The 16,981-nt window shown below is 35.1% G+C and carries 12 protein-coding genes and 2 tRNA genes; 9 read left to right on the top strand and 5 right to left on the bottom strand.

Annotated features, from left to right (window positions below):
• Nucleotides 1-8 precede the first annotated feature (8 nt).
• From comD to JQ843_RS03570, 4 genes are all read left to right on the top strand, one after another.
• Nucleotides 9-1,334, top strand: coding sequence for a competence system sensor histidine kinase ComD (gene comD, locus JQ843_RS03585; protein ID WP_203212916.1), 1,326 nt, complete (start codon nucleotides 9-11; stop codon nucleotides 1,332-1,334).
• Nucleotides 1,331-2,083, top strand: a complete 753-nt coding sequence (comE, locus tag JQ843_RS03580) for a competence system response regulator transcription factor ComE (protein WP_049501872.1) — start codon at nucleotides 1,331-1,333, stop codon at nucleotides 2,081-2,083. Before comD ends, comE begins: the two co-directional genes overlap by 4 nt.
• 51 nt (nucleotides 2,084-2,134) lie before the next feature.
• Nucleotides 2,135-2,206, top strand: a tRNA-Glu gene (locus JQ843_RS03575).
• 5 nt (nucleotides 2,207-2,211) lie between these two features.
• Nucleotides 2,212-2,285 (top strand) — tRNA-Asn (locus JQ843_RS03570).
• Nucleotides 2,286-2,325: 40 nt separating this feature from the next.
• Here JQ843_RS03570 and JQ843_RS03565 read toward each other — a convergent pair.
• Nucleotides 2,326-2,868 (bottom strand): TetR/AcrR family transcriptional regulator, encoded by a 543-nt coding sequence (locus JQ843_RS03565; RefSeq protein WP_001158275.1) that lies wholly within the window; start codon nucleotides 2,866-2,868, stop codon nucleotides 2,326-2,328.
• A 127-nt stretch (nucleotides 2,869-2,995) separates the two neighbouring features.
• Between JQ843_RS03565 and JQ843_RS03560 the strand changes: the two genes are divergently transcribed.
• On the top strand, nucleotides 2,996-5,638 hold the full coding sequence (locus tag JQ843_RS03560) for a YhgE/Pip domain-containing protein (RefSeq protein ID WP_203212915.1): 2,643 nt from the start codon (nucleotides 2,996-2,998) through the stop codon (nucleotides 5,636-5,638).
• Between the two features lie 25 nt (nucleotides 5,639-5,663).
• Here the strand turns inward: JQ843_RS03560 and JQ843_RS03555 are convergent, their stop codons facing one another.
• Together JQ843_RS03555 and JQ843_RS03550 are read right to left on the bottom strand one after the other, a co-directional pair.
• Entirely contained in the window at nucleotides 5,664-8,207 is a 2,544-nt protein-coding gene (locus tag JQ843_RS03555; RefSeq protein ID WP_203212914.1) for a YfhO family protein, read from the bottom strand.
• A gap of 59 nt (nucleotides 8,208-8,266) precedes the next feature.
• Entirely contained in the window at nucleotides 8,267-9,889 is a 1,623-nt protein-coding gene (locus tag JQ843_RS03550; protein ID WP_000958774.1) for an ATP-binding cassette domain-containing protein, read from the bottom strand.
• Between the two features lie 205 nt (nucleotides 9,890-10,094).
• On the opposite strand from JQ843_RS03550, the gene trpS reads away from it, so the two are divergent.
• A complete protein-coding gene (gene trpS / locus JQ843_RS03545) occupies nucleotides 10,095-11,120 on the top strand; it encodes a tryptophan--tRNA ligase (RefSeq protein WP_020902301.1) in 1,026 nt (341 codons plus the stop codon).
• A gap of 151 nt (nucleotides 11,121-11,271) precedes the next feature.
• Nucleotides 11,272-12,750: an IMP dehydrogenase gene (gene guaB, locus JQ843_RS03540; RefSeq protein WP_000073418.1), complete on the top strand. Its 1,479-nt coding sequence runs from the start codon at nucleotides 11,272-11,274 to the stop codon at nucleotides 12,748-12,750.
• A 51-nt stretch (nucleotides 12,751-12,801) separates the two neighbouring features.
• Here guaB and recF read toward each other — a convergent pair whose 3' ends face one another.
• Both recF and yaaA read right to left on the bottom strand, forming a co-directional pair.
• Nucleotides 12,802-13,899: a DNA replication/repair protein RecF gene (gene recF, locus JQ843_RS03535; protein WP_078238557.1), complete on the bottom strand. Its 1,098-nt coding sequence runs from the start codon at nucleotides 13,897-13,899 to the stop codon at nucleotides 12,802-12,804.
• A gap of 2 nt (nucleotides 13,900-13,901) precedes the next feature.
• Nucleotides 13,902-14,270, bottom strand: a complete 369-nt coding sequence (yaaA, locus tag JQ843_RS03530) for a S4 domain-containing protein YaaA (protein WP_000455897.1) — start codon at nucleotides 14,268-14,270, stop codon at nucleotides 13,902-13,904.
• A gap of 158 nt (nucleotides 14,271-14,428) precedes the next feature.
• Here yaaA and yfmF point away from each other — a divergent pair, with 158 nt between their 5' ends.
• Nucleotides 14,429-15,679, top strand: coding sequence for an EF-P 5-aminopentanol modification-associated protein YfmF (gene yfmF, locus JQ843_RS03525; protein ID WP_203212913.1), 1,251 nt, complete (start codon nucleotides 14,429-14,431; stop codon nucleotides 15,677-15,679).
• Nucleotides 15,676-16,959, top strand: a complete 1,284-nt coding sequence (yfmH, locus tag JQ843_RS03520; protein WP_203212912.1) for an EF-P 5-aminopentanol modification-associated protein YfmH — start codon at nucleotides 15,676-15,678, stop codon at nucleotides 16,957-16,959. The genes yfmF and yfmH overlap by 4 nt, the downstream gene beginning before the upstream one ends.
• Nucleotides 16,960-16,981 lie beyond the last annotated feature (22 nt).

The raw sequence follows: 16,981 nt of genomic DNA, 5'->3' as shown, positions 1-16,981 counted from the left end.
AAAGAGTAATGGATTTATTTGGATTTGGGTTAGTTATTATTTATTTTGTAATCATTAGTCACAGTTACCATTTAATTTGTAAAGGTCAAATAAATAGAAAAGAGCTATACGTTTTTGGTGCTTATACATTACTAGTAGAAGTAGTACTTGAACTTCCCTTCTATTTTCTATCTTTAAATGGGTTAGGGATTGTAACATTTTTATTTCCTTTGGGCTTATATTCCTATTTTCGATGGATTAAACAGTATGAGAGGGATAGAGGACTATTTCTAAGTTTACTACTATCTCTTTTATATGAGAGCACTCATAACTTTCTGTCCGTAACTTTCTCCTCTATAACAGGAGACAATTTTGTTTTACAATATTATTACTCATTCTTTTCCGTTGTAACGGTGTTGACCTATTTTGTTGTCTTAAAAATCATTCATTATTTCCATTTGGAACTAGACTATTTTGACAAGGACTACCTTTATACTTTCTTGAAAAAAGTATTTTTTGCCTTACTACTGCTCCATATTGTATCTTTCGTTTCAAATATGGTAAGTACGATTAAACATTTGAATAGTTTTGGAAGTATTTTATCATCTATTGTCTTTATCTCTCTCCTTTTGACCTTCTTTGCAATGAATTCTCATAAAGTTCAAATGGAGAAAGAGATTGCGTTGAAGCAGAAAAAATTTGAACAGAAACATTTACAAAATTACACAGATGAAATTGTCGGTCTGTATAATGAAATCCGTGGTTTTCGACATGATTATGCTGGGATGCTTGTCAGCATGCAGATGGCAATTGACAGTGGTAATTTACAGGAAATTGACAGAGTTTACAATGAAGTTTTGGTCAAAGCTAATCACAAACTGCGTTCAGATAAGTACACTTACTTTGATTTGAACAACATAGAAGATTCAGCTTTACGAAGTTTGGTTGCTCAGTCCATTGTCTATGCTCGAAATAATGGTGTAGAGTTTACACTGGAAGTAAAAGATATAATTACTAGACTACCAATAGACCTGCTGGATTTGGTTCGTATCATGAGCGTTTTATTGAACAATGCTGTTGAAGGTTCAGCTGATAGCTATAAAAAGCAGATGGAAGTAGCAGTTATTAAGATGGAAACTGAAACAGTTATTGTGATTCAGAATTCATGTAAAATGACGATGACTCCTTCAGGAGATCTGTTTGCCTTAGGATTCTCTACTAAGGGAAGAAATCGCGGAGTCGGCCTAAATAATGTGAAAGAACTATTAGATAAGTACAACAATATTATTTTAGAAACAGAGATGGAAGGTAGTACATTTAGACAAATCATTAGATTTAAGAGGGAATTTGAATGAAAGTTTTAATTTTAGAAGATGTTATTGAACATCAAGTGAGACTAGAGAGAATATTGGATGAAATTTCGAAAGAATCGAATATTCCAATATCATACAAAACAACGGGAAAAGTCCGTGAATTTGAAGAATACATTGAAAATGATGAAGTAAATCAGCTTTATTTCCTAGATATCGATATTCATGGAATTGAGAAAAAGGGATTTGAAGTGGCTCAGCTCATTCGTCATTACAATCCTTACGCTATTATCGTCTTTATCACAAGTCGATCAGAGTTTGCAACTCTAACCTATAAATACCAGGTATCAGCCTTAGATTTTGTTGATAAGGATATCAATGATGAGTTATTTAAGAAGAGAATTGAGCAAAATATCTTCTACACGAAGAGTATGTTACTTGAAAATAAAGATGTGGTAGATTATTTTGACTACAATTACAAGGGAAATGATTTAAAAATTCCTTACCATGATATTTTGTATATTGAAACGACAGGAGTTTCTCATAAATTGCGTATTATTGGTAAGAATTTTGCCAAAGAGTTTTACGGTACCATGACAGATATTCAGGAAAAGGACAAACATACTCAGAGATTTTATTCTCCTCATAAGTCATTTTTGGTAAATATAGGCAATATCAGAGAAATTGATCGAAAAAATCTAGAAATTGTTTTCTATGAAGACCATCGTTGTCCTATTTCAAGATTAAAAATTAGAAAATTAAAAGATATTCTAGAGAAAAAATCTCAAAAGTGATTGACAATTAGTAAGAAATTGATATAATGGTTATATCTGCTACAGATAGACGGTCCGTTGGTCAAGGGGTTAAGACACCGCCTTTTCACGGCGGTAACACGGGTTCGAATCCCGTACGGACTATTTTATCCGCCATAGCTCAGTTGGTAGTAGCGCATGACTGTTAATCATGATGTCGTAGGTTCGAGTCCTACTGGCGGAGTATAGATAAAAGGGAACATAGTGTTGTTCCCTTTTTTGTATCAATTTGTATCACCAAGCATCTTCATAAGGAAGTCTGTTATTTCTTGAGGACTTTCTTTTTTTCCATGTGCAATCCAAGTTTGGCAGACACCAAAAAGTGCGTGAGTTAGATAGATGCTACTGTATTCTAATTCAGTGGTATTGAGATTCAGTTGCATAAATCGCTTTTGTAAATCTGTACTGAGCATGATATGAAGTTTATTTCGTAAGAAATTTTGGATTTCTTTGGTCCCATTTTCAGAAAGAAGGGCAGCTAGAAGTGGTTCTGACTCTAGATATTCAAATACTTCTAGAATAGCGTCTCTTTTGTGATGAGCATGTTTTTGAAAAATATATTCAAATGTATGAAATAGTTTGCTTTGATAGTGCTCAATCATATCATACTTATCCTTATAGTGAGTATAGAAGCTGGAACGACTAATTCCGGCTTTTTCTGCTAACTTGACAGTAGAAATTTGATCAAATGGCTGTTCCATCAGTAATTGTACCATAGCATTTTCAATAGTTCGCTTTGTTTTTAAGCGTTTGTTACTTTCTTGCATATTTCCTCCTTATAAACAAATTAGACTATATGTCTAAAAATGGATTTTTTATCTTGTAATTTAGATTTTTTATTGTATAATCTATTATATCAAAATTTTAGACAATATGTTTAAAAAAGGAGAAACTATGTTTAAAGAATGGAAAGCAATTTTTAAAAAACCAACTTTTATTATTGTCATGATAGGGATTTCTCTTATTCCCGCTCTGTACAATATCATATTTTTGTCATCAATGTGGGATCCATATGGTCAAGTGTCTGACTTACCTGTGGCAGTTGTCAATAATGATAAAGAGGCTTCCTATAATGGTAATAGCATGTCTATAGGAAAAGACATGGTGTCTAATTTAGAGCAAAATAAATCATTGGATTTTCATTTTGTAGATGAAGAAGAAGGTAAGAAGGGTCTAGAAAACGGTGATTATTATATGGTAGTCACTTTGCCAAGTGACTTGTCTGAAAAAGCAGCTTCTATTTTAACGGATCACCCAGAGCAAATGCAAATCGATTATCAGACTTCAAGTGGTCATAGCTTTATTGCCAGCAAGATGAGTGATTCTGCAATGACACAATTAAAGCAGAGTGTTTCTACCAATGTAACCGAGACCTATACTAAAGCTTTATTCAACAAAATGGTCGATTTAAAGGATGGTATGAGTCAAGCAGCTTCTGGAAGTGAAAAACTAACTGATGGAGCGAATCAGTTAGTGGCAGGAAGTCAAACATTAACTACTAACCTAAACTCTTTAGCAGATTCAAGTTTAACATTTTTAAATGGAACGGAGCAGTTTACTAAAGGATTATCCTCTTATGTCTCTGGTGTTGAACAACTTCATCTTGGCTTAGGAAATTTTAATAGTGGTTTAGTTACATATACTGGTGCAGTGAGTCAATTAGATAGCGGATTAGGTCAATTATCTTCTAAAAGTCCTGAATTAGTAGGAGGAATCAATCAACTATATACTGGTGTAGAGTCCTATACTGGCGGTGTTTCTCAGCTCAATGCTGGTCTTAATCAATTTTCATCTGGTGTTAGTGCTTATACAAACGGAGTGGGAAGTCTTGCAACAGGTGCTAATCAGTTATCCAATCAATCAGCTACACTTCGAATGGGTATGGAGCAATTAAGTGAAGGAATTCAACAACTTTCTAGCAAGTTAGATGCTTCATCTGAGAAAAAAGATCAAATTGCTCAATTATCTTCTGGTTTGAATCAGTTAAATCAAGCTATTCAAAATATTGATGTTGGAGATACAAAACAATTAGATTCTGTTTTATCAAGTATAGTATCTCTTTCTAATCAAATGTTAGCAAGTGCTCAGTCTGATAAAGCGACTACATTAGCTAATATTCAATCGACAGCAGCTTATCAATCTTTGACAAGTGAGCAACAAGCTGAGATAAGTGCTTCTGTATCTCAAAATTCGACTGATAGTATTCAATCAGCACAGTCAATTGTAGCTTTAGTTCAAGGTTTACAAGGAAGTTTAGAAAACTTACAAAATCAATCTTCTAATCTTTCGATATTAAAAAATCAAGTTAATCAAGTATTACCGCTTGCTTCTACTTCTTTAACAGGATTGTCAAGTGGATTAACAGAGATACAAGGAGCTGTTGCTAGCAAATTAGTTCCTGCCAGTCAGTCTATTACATCGGGTGTAAATGCATATACTGCAGGTGTTGATAAAGTTTCTCAAGGCGCAAGTCAACTAAGTGAAAAGAATTCCACCTTGACAGGTAGTCTGGATCAACTAGTTTCAGGCTCAACTACCTTGACACAAAAATCTTCTAACTTGACAGCAGGAGTTGGTCAATTAGTTGAAAAAACTCCGGAATTAGTGTCTGGTATTGAAAAATTATCAACTGGCTCTAACCAATTGAATCAAAAGAGTCAAGAATTGATAGCAGGAGTTGATAAATTACAGTCAGGCTCTAGCCAACTAGCTGACAAATCCAGTCAGTTAATTTCAGGTGCTTCTCAATTAGAGAATGGAGCTAATAAATTGGCAGATGGATCTTGGAAGCTTGCAGAAGGTGGAACAAAGTTAACTTCTGGATTGGAAGATTTACAGACAGGAGTTGCTTCTTTAGGACAAGGACTAAGTAATGCTAGTGATCAACTTAAATCAGCATCAACGGAATCTAAAAATGCAGAGATTTTGTCAAATCCACTCAATCTTTCCAAAACAGACAATGACCAAGTTCCTGTAAATGGAATCGCAATGGCTCCTTATATGATATCAGTTGCTCTTTTTGTTGCAGCAATATCAACAAATATGATCTTTGCGAAGCTGCCTTCAGGACGTCATCCAGAGAGCCGTTGGTCTTGGTTGAAATCTAGAGCTGAAATAAATGGTATGATAGCTATTTTAGCAGGAATTTTGGTATATGGAGGAGTTCATCTTATTGGTCTAACTGCAAATCATGAGATGAGAACATTTATCCTCATTATCCTAACAAGTTTAGTATTCATGTCCATGGTGACCGCTTTAACAACATGGAATAGCCGTATAGGAGCTTTCTTTTCTCTTATTTTGCTTTTATTACAGTTAGCATCAAGTGCAGGTACTTACCCACTTGCTTTGACAAATGATTTCTTTAGAGCCATTAATCCTTGGTTACCAATGAGTTATTCAGTTTCGGGATTACGACAAACAATCTCTATGACAGGAAATATTCATCATCAAGTCATTTTCCTTGCCGTTATATTAGTACTATTTATTTGTTTAGGTATGTTAGCCTATCAACCTAAGAAAATGGAAGAAGATTAAAAAAATCGACCAACTGGTCGATTTTTTATGTCTTAGATGACTTTCGTTTGTGATTATAGATTCCAAATAGTAAAAGAGAAGTAAAGGAACAGATTGCTCCAGTAATAAAACCATTGGGAATGAAGAAAAGTGTAATAGTTCCTTTCCCATTGGGAACGTCAACTTTCATAAATCCAGTTTGAGCTTGTTTAATTTCTATTTTCTTACCATCTTGGTAGGCAGACCAACCTTTGTCATAAGGAATGGTGAAGAAAATAGATGTATCTTGTTGGACATCATATGTAGCAAAAACTTTGTTTTTAGAAGTTGATACTGTTACAGGCTGTTCTTTAATTTTTTGAATTGCCTCGGTGAAAGTTTTGGTATCTAAACGATAGAAGGTAGGAGATTCAAATGATACTTGTGAATTTCCAGGGAAACTAACATTGATATTGAAAATCTTTTTCTCTTTTGTATAGCCTAGATTAAAGAAGGAGAAGACATTATCAGTTGTAAAAGTTTTCTTTTTCCCATTGACAAGGATGTCAACCTTTTTTTGTTTGTCATTAGAAAAGTGAAGGTTTGTGAAAGAAAGATAAACTTGGCTGTTTTCTGGCACTTCAATTTGATACTGTATTGATGCATCCTCATTTGAAGAACTTGTGACACTAGTCAAATCATTAGTATTTTCAGTTTTTTCATAGGGGATTGGAGAAAAATAATCAAAATCGACGTTAGCAAGTTGATTTAAAAACGAGGCCTGATTATCTAGAGTGTGTTCAGTGAACTTGACATCATTGTAAACAGATTGACTAGCAAATGCAATCGGAAGAGAGTATTGATTTTCATATAGGGTAAGATTATCTTTTTGATATACATCTTGGAAACCATACTTATCAATAGGGTTTTCTGAGATATTATACTGGATGCCAAATAAACTATCAGCCAAAATACTATTATTTGCATAGCGTAGATTGAGATTAGTCCCAGAGGATTTAAACCCAAGTTTATCCAAAGTAGAGCTTGCTGAACGATTTCGAACAGATGAAAATTGAGAGATTCCATTGTAGTTGAATTTCATACTGTCATTTCCTGTCTGAGTCTCTAGTTTCTCAGTACGAGTAAATTGATTTCCAATATATGTTGAGAAAGATTCCATAGCTGGGATATCTCGATTATATGCACTTCGAGAAGCAAAGCCCCATTCTTTAGCAATTCCGTCTATTTGAGATGAAGCATTTAAACTCATTTCAACCATTATAAATAAAGAGATTAGAATGGCAAACAGATTTACAGAGATAAACTTTTTGATAACTGCAAGGAGTAAAAGCGAATAGACAACTAAAAATTCAAGAGTCAGCAGAATATTCAAATCTGTTAAAAAAGAATAATGTGATTTTAGATAGATGGTAGCTAAAAATCCTGTTACTATAAGAAAAAGCGAAACTAAAAATTTCCATATTTTAATTTCTTTCAGACGATTTAAGACTTCCGCTGCTGTGTAAATTAACAAGGTAGAGAAAATCCAAGCATAGCGATGTAAAAACATGTTTGGAGTATGCATGCCTTGCCAAAATAAATCAAGAGCTTCAATATAAAAGCTTGTAATTAGAAATGTAAAGAAGATTGCATAGATAAGTTTCACGTGAAACTTAATAGATTTCAGCGTAAAAAATAAAATGGTCAAAATAAAGGGGAGTAGTCCGACAAAAATCATTGGGATAGCCCCATACTTTGTTGTATCAAAGGAACCAATGAATTGCTTAGCAAAAAAATCAAGATACCAGCTACTTTCAGTTTGAAACTTTGTAACTTCAGTCAATTTTTCCCCATGTGTCTGTAAATCAAACAGAGTAGGAAGAGTCAGAATCAAACTAGCCATACCAGCTAAAACGGAGGTGATTATGAAATCAAGAAAAGATGATTTTCGAGTTTTAAAGTCCCAAGAAATTTGACAGAGATACCAGAAAATAAGAAACAATGCTGTCATATAGCCAAAATAATAGTTTTGGATAAATAAGATTGACAGACTTGTAAAGTACAATAGGAATTTCTTTTCAGTTATCAGTAGCTGCAAACCAGTTATAATTAAAGGAATCAAGATAAAAACATCTAGCCAGGTTTTTATCTCTAATTGACTGACAGTGAAACTCATCAGAGCATAGGAAGTAGATAAAGCTAGTTTTAAAGGCTTAGGAATCGATTGAAATAATTTATCTAAGCTAAAGTAAGTTGACAAACTAATCAATCCAAATTTTAAGAGAGTTGTCAGATAGACAGCATCTGGCATATTCGTTAGATCAAAAAAGTAAACTAGTGGTGAAAGGAAACTACCCAAGTAATAACTAGATAGGGCATAGAAATTCAATCCGAGGCCACTTGTAAAGGTGTAGAACAAACTACCATTTCCGTGTAGGATATTTCTTAGAGCTATATCAAAAATAACGTATTGATGAAACCCATCTCCTAATAGTGGAGATGTATCGCTATTCCAGTAGATACCTTGAGATAGATATACTCCTATCATAATGATTATGGGAATGATGAAAGAAACAAAATAGGTCCAATATGTTTTAAAAAATAATTTCATGTTACCTCATAAAATGTTAGAAAACTCAGCTGGTTAACCCAACTGAGTTTTGAATTTTTTTAGTCTTTCCAAAGTTCTTTAACTTTTGCTTGTACTTCTGCATTCTCTAGGAATTCATCATAGGTTTCATCGATACGGTCAATGACGCCATTTTTAGACAAGACAATGATATGGTTGGCTAGAGTTTGAATAAACTCGTGGTCATGGCTGGCAAAGATGATTGATTCTTTAAAGTTTTTCAATCCATCATTCAAGCTTGAGATAGATTCCAAGTCCAAGTGATTGGTTGGATCATCAAGTACAAGGACATTTGATTTTAAGAGCATGAGTTTTGAAAGCATGACACGAACTTTTTCTCCCCCTGACAAGACATTTACAGGTTTGTTAACCTCATCTCCAGAGAAGAGCATACGGCCGAGGAAGCCACGTAGGAAAGTATTGTCATCTTCTTCTTTACTTGCGAATTGACGCAACCAGTCAAGGATTGACTCTCCTCCTGCAAAATCTGCCGAGTTATCTTTTGGCAAGTAAGAACGGCTAGTAGTTACTCCCCACTTGACAGTTCCTTCATAGTCAATGTCCCCCATGATTGCACGAATTAATGCAGTCGTTTGGATGTCATTTTGTCCAATAAGCGCTGTCTTATCACCTGGACGCAAGATAAAGCTGATATTATCTAAAATAGTCTCACCATCAATCTTTACAGTTAGATTTTCTACTGTCAAGAGATCATTACCAATCTCACGTTCCGCTTTAAAGTTGATAAATGGATATTTACGACTAGATGGTACAATTTCTTCAAGTTCAATCTTATCAAGCATTTTCTTACGTGATGTTGCTTGCCTTGATTTAGAAGCATTAGCAGAGAAACGAGCAACGAATTCTTGCAATTGTTTAATTTTTTCTTCTGCTTTAGCATTACGGTCTGCTAGCAATTTAGCAGCGAGTTCAGAAGATTCCTTCCAGAAGTCATAGTTTCCGACATAGAGTTTGATTTTTCCGAAGTCAAGGTCGGCCATGTGAGTACATACTTTGTTTAAGAAGTGACGGTCGTGTGATACTACGATAACGGTGTTATCAAAATCAATCAAGAAGTCTTCTAGCCATGTAATTGATTGGATATCCAAACCATTGGTCGGCTCGTCCAAAAGAAGGACATCTGGTTTACCAAAAAGTGCTTTGGCGAGGAGAACCTTTACTTTTTCACCGTTGGCCAATTCGCTCATATTTTGATAGTGCAATTCTTCTGGGATATTTAGGTTTTGAAGGAGTTGAGAGGCTTCACTTTCTGCTTCCCATCCTCCAAGCTCGGCAAACTCTCCTTCAAGTTCTGCAGCACGCACTCCATCTTCGTCTGAGAAATCTTCCTTCATGTAGATGGCATCTTTCTCTTTCATGATGCTATAAAGTTTTTCATTTCCCATGATAACAACATCAATGGCACGTTCATCTTCATAGTCAAAGTGATTTTGACGAAGAACAGAGAGACGTTCATCTGGACCAAGAGAGATGTGACCAGTAGTAGGTTCGATATCTCCAGCTAAAATTTTTAAAAAGGTTGATTTTCCGGCACCATTAGCACCGATCAATCCGTAAGTATTTCCTTCTGTAAATTTGATATTGACATCATCAAAAAGTTTGCGATCACTAAAACGTAGTGAAACATCAGATACTGTAAGCAATGTTTTTCTCCTATATATGTAATATATTTATTCTACTAGAAAATACGGAAATATTCAAATTTTTATCTGTCAATTTTGTGTAAATTAAATTTACAGCATACTTTACACAAATCCGTAAATAGCAAGGCTGATTTATTTTGATAAATTACGGTTATTTCATTAAAAAAATGCTATAATTGAAGGGACTATATCGAAGGAGAACAAAATGACTAAACCCATTATTTTAACAGGAGACCGTCCAACAGGAAAATTGCATATTGGACATTATGTTGGAAGTCTCAAAAATCGAGTATTATTACAGGAAGAGGATAAGTATGATATGTTTGTGTTCTTGGCTGACCAACAAGCCTTGACAGATCATGCTAAAGACCCTCAAACCATTGTAGAGTCTATCGGAAATGTGGCTTTGGATTACCTTGCAGTTGGATTGGATCCAAGTAAGTCAACTATTTTTATTCAAAGCCAGATTCCAGAGTTGGCTGAGTTGTCTATGTATTATATGAATTTAGTGTCATTAGCACGTTTGGAGCGCAATCCAACTGTCAAGACAGAAATTGCTCAGAAGGGATTTGGAGAAAGCATTCCAACAGGATTTTTGGTTTATCCAATTGCACAAGCAGCTGACATCACAGCCTTTAAGGCCAACTATGTTCCTGTTGGGACAGATCAGAAACCAATGATTGAGCAGACTCGTGAAATTGTTCGTTCTTTTAACAATGCATATAACTGTGATGTCTTGGTAGAACCGGAAGGTATTTATCCAGAAAATGAGAGAGCAGGGCGTTTGCCTGGTTTAGATGGGAATGCTAAAATGTCTAAATCACTCAATAATGGTATTTATTTAGCTGATGATGCGGATACTTTGCGTAAAAAAGTAATGAGTATGTATACAGATCCAAATCATATCCGCGTTGAGGATCCAGGTAAAATTGAAGGAAATATGGTTTTCCATTATCTAGATGTTTTTGGTCGTCTAGAAGATGCTCAAGAAATTGCTGACATGAAAGAACATTATCAACGAGGTGGTCTTGGTGATGTGAAGACCAAGCGTTATCTACTTGAAATATTAGAACGTGAACTGGGTCCTATTCGTGAGCGCCGTATCGAATTTGCTAAGGATATGGGAGAAGTTTATAATATGCTTCAAAAAGGTAGTGAAAGAGCGCGTGAAGTTGCAGGTCAAACCCTATCTGAGGTTAAAGGAGCAATGGGACTCCATTACTTTAACTAAGTTTATTTTACAAGAAACTATCATTTCTATCTAGAAGAAAAGATAGTTTTTTATTTACCCCTGTAACATTTGACAAATTTTTATAGAATGGTATGATAGATACAATATAAAAAGAGTCAAGCTCAAAAAGAAAGAAAAGAGGAAACTTCGAATGTCTAATTGGGACACTAAATTTTTGAAAAAAGGTTTTACCTTTGATGATGTATTGCTTATTCCAGCTGAAAGTCATGTGTTGCCTAACGATGCTGATTTAACAACTAAATTGGCAGATAATTTGACTTTAAATATCCCAATTATTACCGCTGCCATGGACACAGTTACAGAGAGTCAAATGGCCATTGCTATTGCTCGTGCAGGTGGTCTCGGAGTTATCCATAAAAACATGTCAATTGCTCAACAAGCAGACGAGGTTCGTAAGGTAAAACGTTCTGAAAATGGAGTTATTATTGATCCGTTCTTCTTGACGCCTGAACATACAATTGCTGAAGCAGATGAGCTTATGGGGCGTTACCGCATCAGTGGTGTTCCAGTTGTTGAAACACTTGAAAATCGTAAATTGGTTGGTATTTTGACAAACCGAGATCTTCGTTTTATTTCAGATTATAACCAACCAATCTCAAATCATATGACTAGTGAAAATCTTGTTACTGCTCCTGTGGGTACAGATCTTGCAACAGCTGAGAGTATTCTTCAAGAGCACCGTATTGAGAAACTTCCTTTAGTAGATGAAGAAGGTCGTCTTTCTGGTTTGATTACTATCAAAGATATTGAAAAAGTTATTGAGTTTCCAAATGCTGCTAAAGATGAGTTTGGTCGTCTATTAGTTGCAGGTGCAGTAGGTGTTACTTCAGATACATTTGAACGTGCAGAGGCTCTTTTTGAAGCAGGAGCGGATGCGATTGTTATTGATACTGCACATGGTCATTCTGCAGGTGTCTTGCGTAAAATTGCTGAGATTCGTGCTCACTTCCCAGATCGTACTTTGATTGCTGGAAATATTGCAACTGCTGAGGGAGCGCGCGCACTTTACGAAGCAGGTGTAGATGTTGTCAAGGTTGGGATTGGACCAGGTTCAATCTGTACTACTCGTGTGATTGCTGGTGTTGGTGTTCCGCAAGTAACAGCTATCTACGATGCTGCAGCTGTTGCGCGTGAATATGGTAAAACGATCATTGCTGACGGTGGAATCAAGTATTCTGGAGATATCGTAAAAGCCCTTGCTGCAGGTGGAAATGCTGTTATGCTTGGATCAATGTTTGCTGGAACTGATGAAGCTCCAGGTGAGACTGAAATCTTCCAAGGACGTAAGTTCAAGACTTACCGTGGTATGGGATCAATTGCTGCTATGAAAAAAGGTTCAAGCGATCGTTACTTCCAAGGTTCTGTCAATGAAGCAAACAAACTTGTTCCAGAAGGAATTGAAGGTCGTGTTGCTTATAAAGGAGCTGCAGCTGACATTGTCTTCCAAATGATTGGTGGTATTCGCTCTGGTATGGGTTATTGTGGTGCAGCTAACCTTAAAGAACTACACGATAATGCTCAATTTATTGAAATGTCTGGTGCTGGTTTGAAAGAGAGCCATCCTCATGATGTACAAATTACTAATGAGGCACCAAATTATTCTATGTAAAAAAACAATGAAAAGAACTCCAGTAAAAACAGGAGTTCTTTTACAATGTTGTCAATTTTCATTTACAGTAACTTTACCATCCTGAATAGTGAAGATACTTAGATTTTCTGGCAGATTTTGAAGATGATCTAAGCTGGTTGTTGTGATAAAGGTTTGGATTGAATGAGAAATTGTTTCTAATAATTTTAGTTGTCGAGTGTTGTCAAGTTCGCTCATAACATCGTCAAGCAATAATATCGGAGATTCTGTAGTAATACTTTCCATTAACTCGATTTCTGCTAATTTTATAGAGAGGACGAGACTACGATGTTGACCTTGACTTCCAAAACTAGCATCCATCCCATTTATATAAAAAGAAATGTCATCTCGATGAGGACCGACACCAGTATTCTTTTTAAATAAATCTCTGGATCTACTTTTTTCTAAAGCAATTTTGAAAGATTCGGATAAGCCTTCTTTGTCAGTTAGCTTGACAGAAGATTGATAGGATATTGACAACTCTTCAATCTGATTAGAGAGTTCAAAATGTTTCTTACGGCCAAAATATTCTAGTTTTTTTATGAAATCTAAGCGGTGATTCATTACACGACATCCATAATCGATTAGCTGATCATCTAAGACTGAAAGGAAGGTTTCATCTATTTTTTGAGCTGATTTTAGATAAGTGTTTCTTTGTTTTAGGATGTGGTTATAATTGGTTAAGTCTGATAGATAGATGGGCTTAATTTGTCCAAGCTCCATATCAATGAATTTTCGTCGAACTGAAGGTGCTCCTTTAATTAGTTGTAAATCTTCAGGAGCAAATAAGACAACATTCATGTGTCCGACATAATCTGAAAGTCGTGCCTGTTTTAAGTGATTAACTTTTGTCACACGGCCTTTTTGTGTTAGTTCGATTTCTAGAGGAATGGATCCAGTTTTTTTCTGAACGAGACCTGAAAGATGAAGTTGTTCCTCATCAAAATGAATGAGATTTTTATCTGTTCGAGTTCGATGACTGCGTGTTAAGGCTAAAAAATAGATAGCCTCTAACATATTTGTTTTACCTTGCGCATTACGTCCTAAAAAGATATTTAATTTAGGATTAAAGTCTATTTTCGTCTCTTTGTAGTTACGAAAAGTTTTGAGAGATAGGTGTTGTAGCCACATGATTATCTACCAGGGAATCGCGGAGCTTGTTTGCTTTTGGGTGATGAAGTAGGTTTTGATTTGTCTTTTTTTACTCCTTTATTCATCTCCTTAACAAGTTTAGCGATTCGTTCTTTTTCAACTTTATCAGCTTGGTATTCATCTTGTTCTTCAGAAGTAGGTTGTGTCAACAAGATGTCAATATTCATGTCAGGGATGTCAACTTTATCACCAATACGAAGTTTTTTACCACGACGACTCTCTAATTCCCCATTAAAGTAAACAGAATGTTCAGAGAGAAATGATTTGATAGCTCCTCCGCTATGTGTAATTCCAAGTTCTTTGAGTAGTGCTTGGAGGGTAATAAATTCTTCAAATAATTTGTATTCCATAATTCACCTCAATCTTTGGTATTATACCATATTTTCCTAAAAATAGTGAGAGAAACAAGGAGTAATGTAAGCGATTTTTATTTCAAAAGTGTTACAGAGAACAAGAAAATTTCAGGTTTTCGTGATATAATAGAAGTCTGTATATAAGGAGGTAAATCATGGAGTTAGTGTATGGAATTTCAACACATTTTATCCAATCAAAGAAGTTTAAAACGAACAAAATTACCGTGCGTTTTACCTCTCCATTATCCCTCGATACGATTGCAGGTCGCATGTTGAGTGCGAGTATGCTAGAAACGTCCAACCAGATGTACTCCACTTCTCAAGCTTTGAGAAGACACTTGGCCAGTCTATATGGTACAGATATGTCAACCAATTGTTTTAGAAGAGGGCAAAGTCATATTGTAGAATTGACATTTACCTATGTTCGTGATGAGTTTTTAAGTAGGAAAAATGTGCTAACTTCTCAGGTTTTGGAACTAGTAAAAGAAACTCTTTTTTCACCCGTAGTAGTTGATAATGGGTTTGATCCGGCCTTATTTGAAATTGAGAAAAAACAATTGCTAGCAAGTTTAGCAGCTGATATGGATGATTCTTTTTATTTTGCACATAAAGAATTGGATAAATTGTTTTTTCATGATGAACGTCTCCAATTGGAATATAGTGATTTACGAAATCGTATTTTAGCTGAAACTCCACAAAATTCTTATTCTTGTTTCAAAGAATTTTTGGCCAATGATCGAATAGATTTCTTTTTCCTAGGTGATTTTAATGAGGTTGAAATTCAAAATGTATTAGAATCATTTGGCTTTAAAGGTCGAAAAGGAGATGTGAAGGTTCAGTATTGTCAACCTTATTCCAATATCCTTCAGGAAGGTATGGTTCGGAAAAATGTGGGACAATCCATTTTGGAATTAGGTTATCATTGTCCTGTTGAATATGGTGATGAGCAACATTTATCCATGATTGTAATGAATGGTTTACTGGGTGGATTTGCTCACTCTAAACTATTTACAAATGTCCGTGAAAATGCTGGATTGGCTTATACTATTTCAAGTCAGCTTGATTTATTTAGTGGGTTCTTGAGGATGTATGCTGGTATCGATCGAGAAAATCGGAACCAGGCTCGTAAAATGATGAATAATCAACTGCTTGATTTAAAAAAAGGATATTTTACAGAGCTTGAATTAGAGCAGACCAAGGAAATGATTCGTCGATCTTTGTTACTTTCTCAAGATAATCAAGGTTCATTGATTGAACGTGCTTATCAAAATTCTTTACTTGGAAAATCTTCAGCAGACTTTAAAAGTTGGATTGAAAAGCTTGAACAAATTGACAAAGAAGCTATTTGTAGAGCAGCTAATAATGTAAAATTACAGGCGATTTACTTTATGGAAGGAATAGAATGACAAAGGTTGTTTTTGAAGAAAAATACTATCCAGCTGTAAAAGAAATGGTTTATCGAACTCGTTTGGCAAACGGATTGACAGTAGCTCTTCTACCTAAAAAGGAATTTAAAGAAGTTTACGGAAGTGTCACTGTTCAGTTTGGTTCGGTAGATACGCTTGTCACAGAAGTTGACGGAGATGTAAAACAATATCCTGCGGGAATTGCTCATTTTCTTGAACATAAATTATTTGAGAGAGAAGATTCTAGTGATTTAATGTCTGCTTTTACGAGTCTAGGTGCAGATAGCAATGCCTTTACAAGCTTTACAAAAACAAACTATCTTTTTTCATCGACGGATTATCTCTTAGAGAATTTAGATTTACTTGATGAATTGGTAACATCAGCACACTTTACTGAAGATTCCATTCTGAGAGAGCAGGATATTATCCAGCAAGAACGAGAAATGTATCAAGATGATCCAGATTCGTGTTTATTCTTTTCGACTTTAGCGAATTTATATCCTGGCACACCTTTAGCAACTGATATAGTTGGAAGTGAGGAGTCCATTTCCCAAGTCAATCTAACTAATTTGCAAGAAAATTTTACAAGGTTTTATAATCCTGTAAACATGTCTTTGTTTTTAGTTGGTAATTTTGATGTAGAGCGAGTACAGAATTACTTTGAAAGCAAAGAACTGAAATATTCAGATGTTCAGGAAGTAGCAAGAGAAAAGTTGCTTTTACAAGATGTAAAGCAAACGGATAGTATGAGAATGGAAGTATCTTCTCCCAAACTAGCGATTGGAGTTAGAGGTAAGCGAGAAGTTGCTGAAGCGGATTGCTATCGATATCATATTTTATTAAAATTATTGTTTGCAATGATGTTTGGTTGGACTTCGGATCGTTTTCAAAAACTATATGAATCAGGTAAAATTGATGCGTCCTTATCTCTGGAAGTTGAAGTAACAAGTCGCTTTCATTTTGTTATGTTGACAATGGATACAAAAGAGCCAGTTGCTTTATCTCATCAGTTTAGGAAGGCTATTCGTAATTTTACAAAGGATTTAGATATTACAGAGGATCATTTAGATATTATAAAAAGAGAGATGTTTGGAGAATTTTTCAGTAGCATGAACTCTCTTGAATTTATTGCAACGCAATATGATGCTTTTGGACAAGGTGAGACAATCTTTGATTTGCCGAAAATTTTACAGGAAATTACTTTAGAGGATGTCCTTGATGCAGGGCATCACTTAATAGATGAAGGGGATATAGTTGATTTTACAATATTCCCATCGTAGAAATCTATCATAATCGATACTA

The sequence above is a fragment of the Streptococcus mitis genome (assembly GCF_905187495.1).
Lineage (GTDB): Bacteria > Bacillota > Bacilli > Lactobacillales > Streptococcaceae > Streptococcus > Streptococcus mitis_CU.
This window is presented reverse-complemented; position numbering and strand designations above follow the sequence as displayed.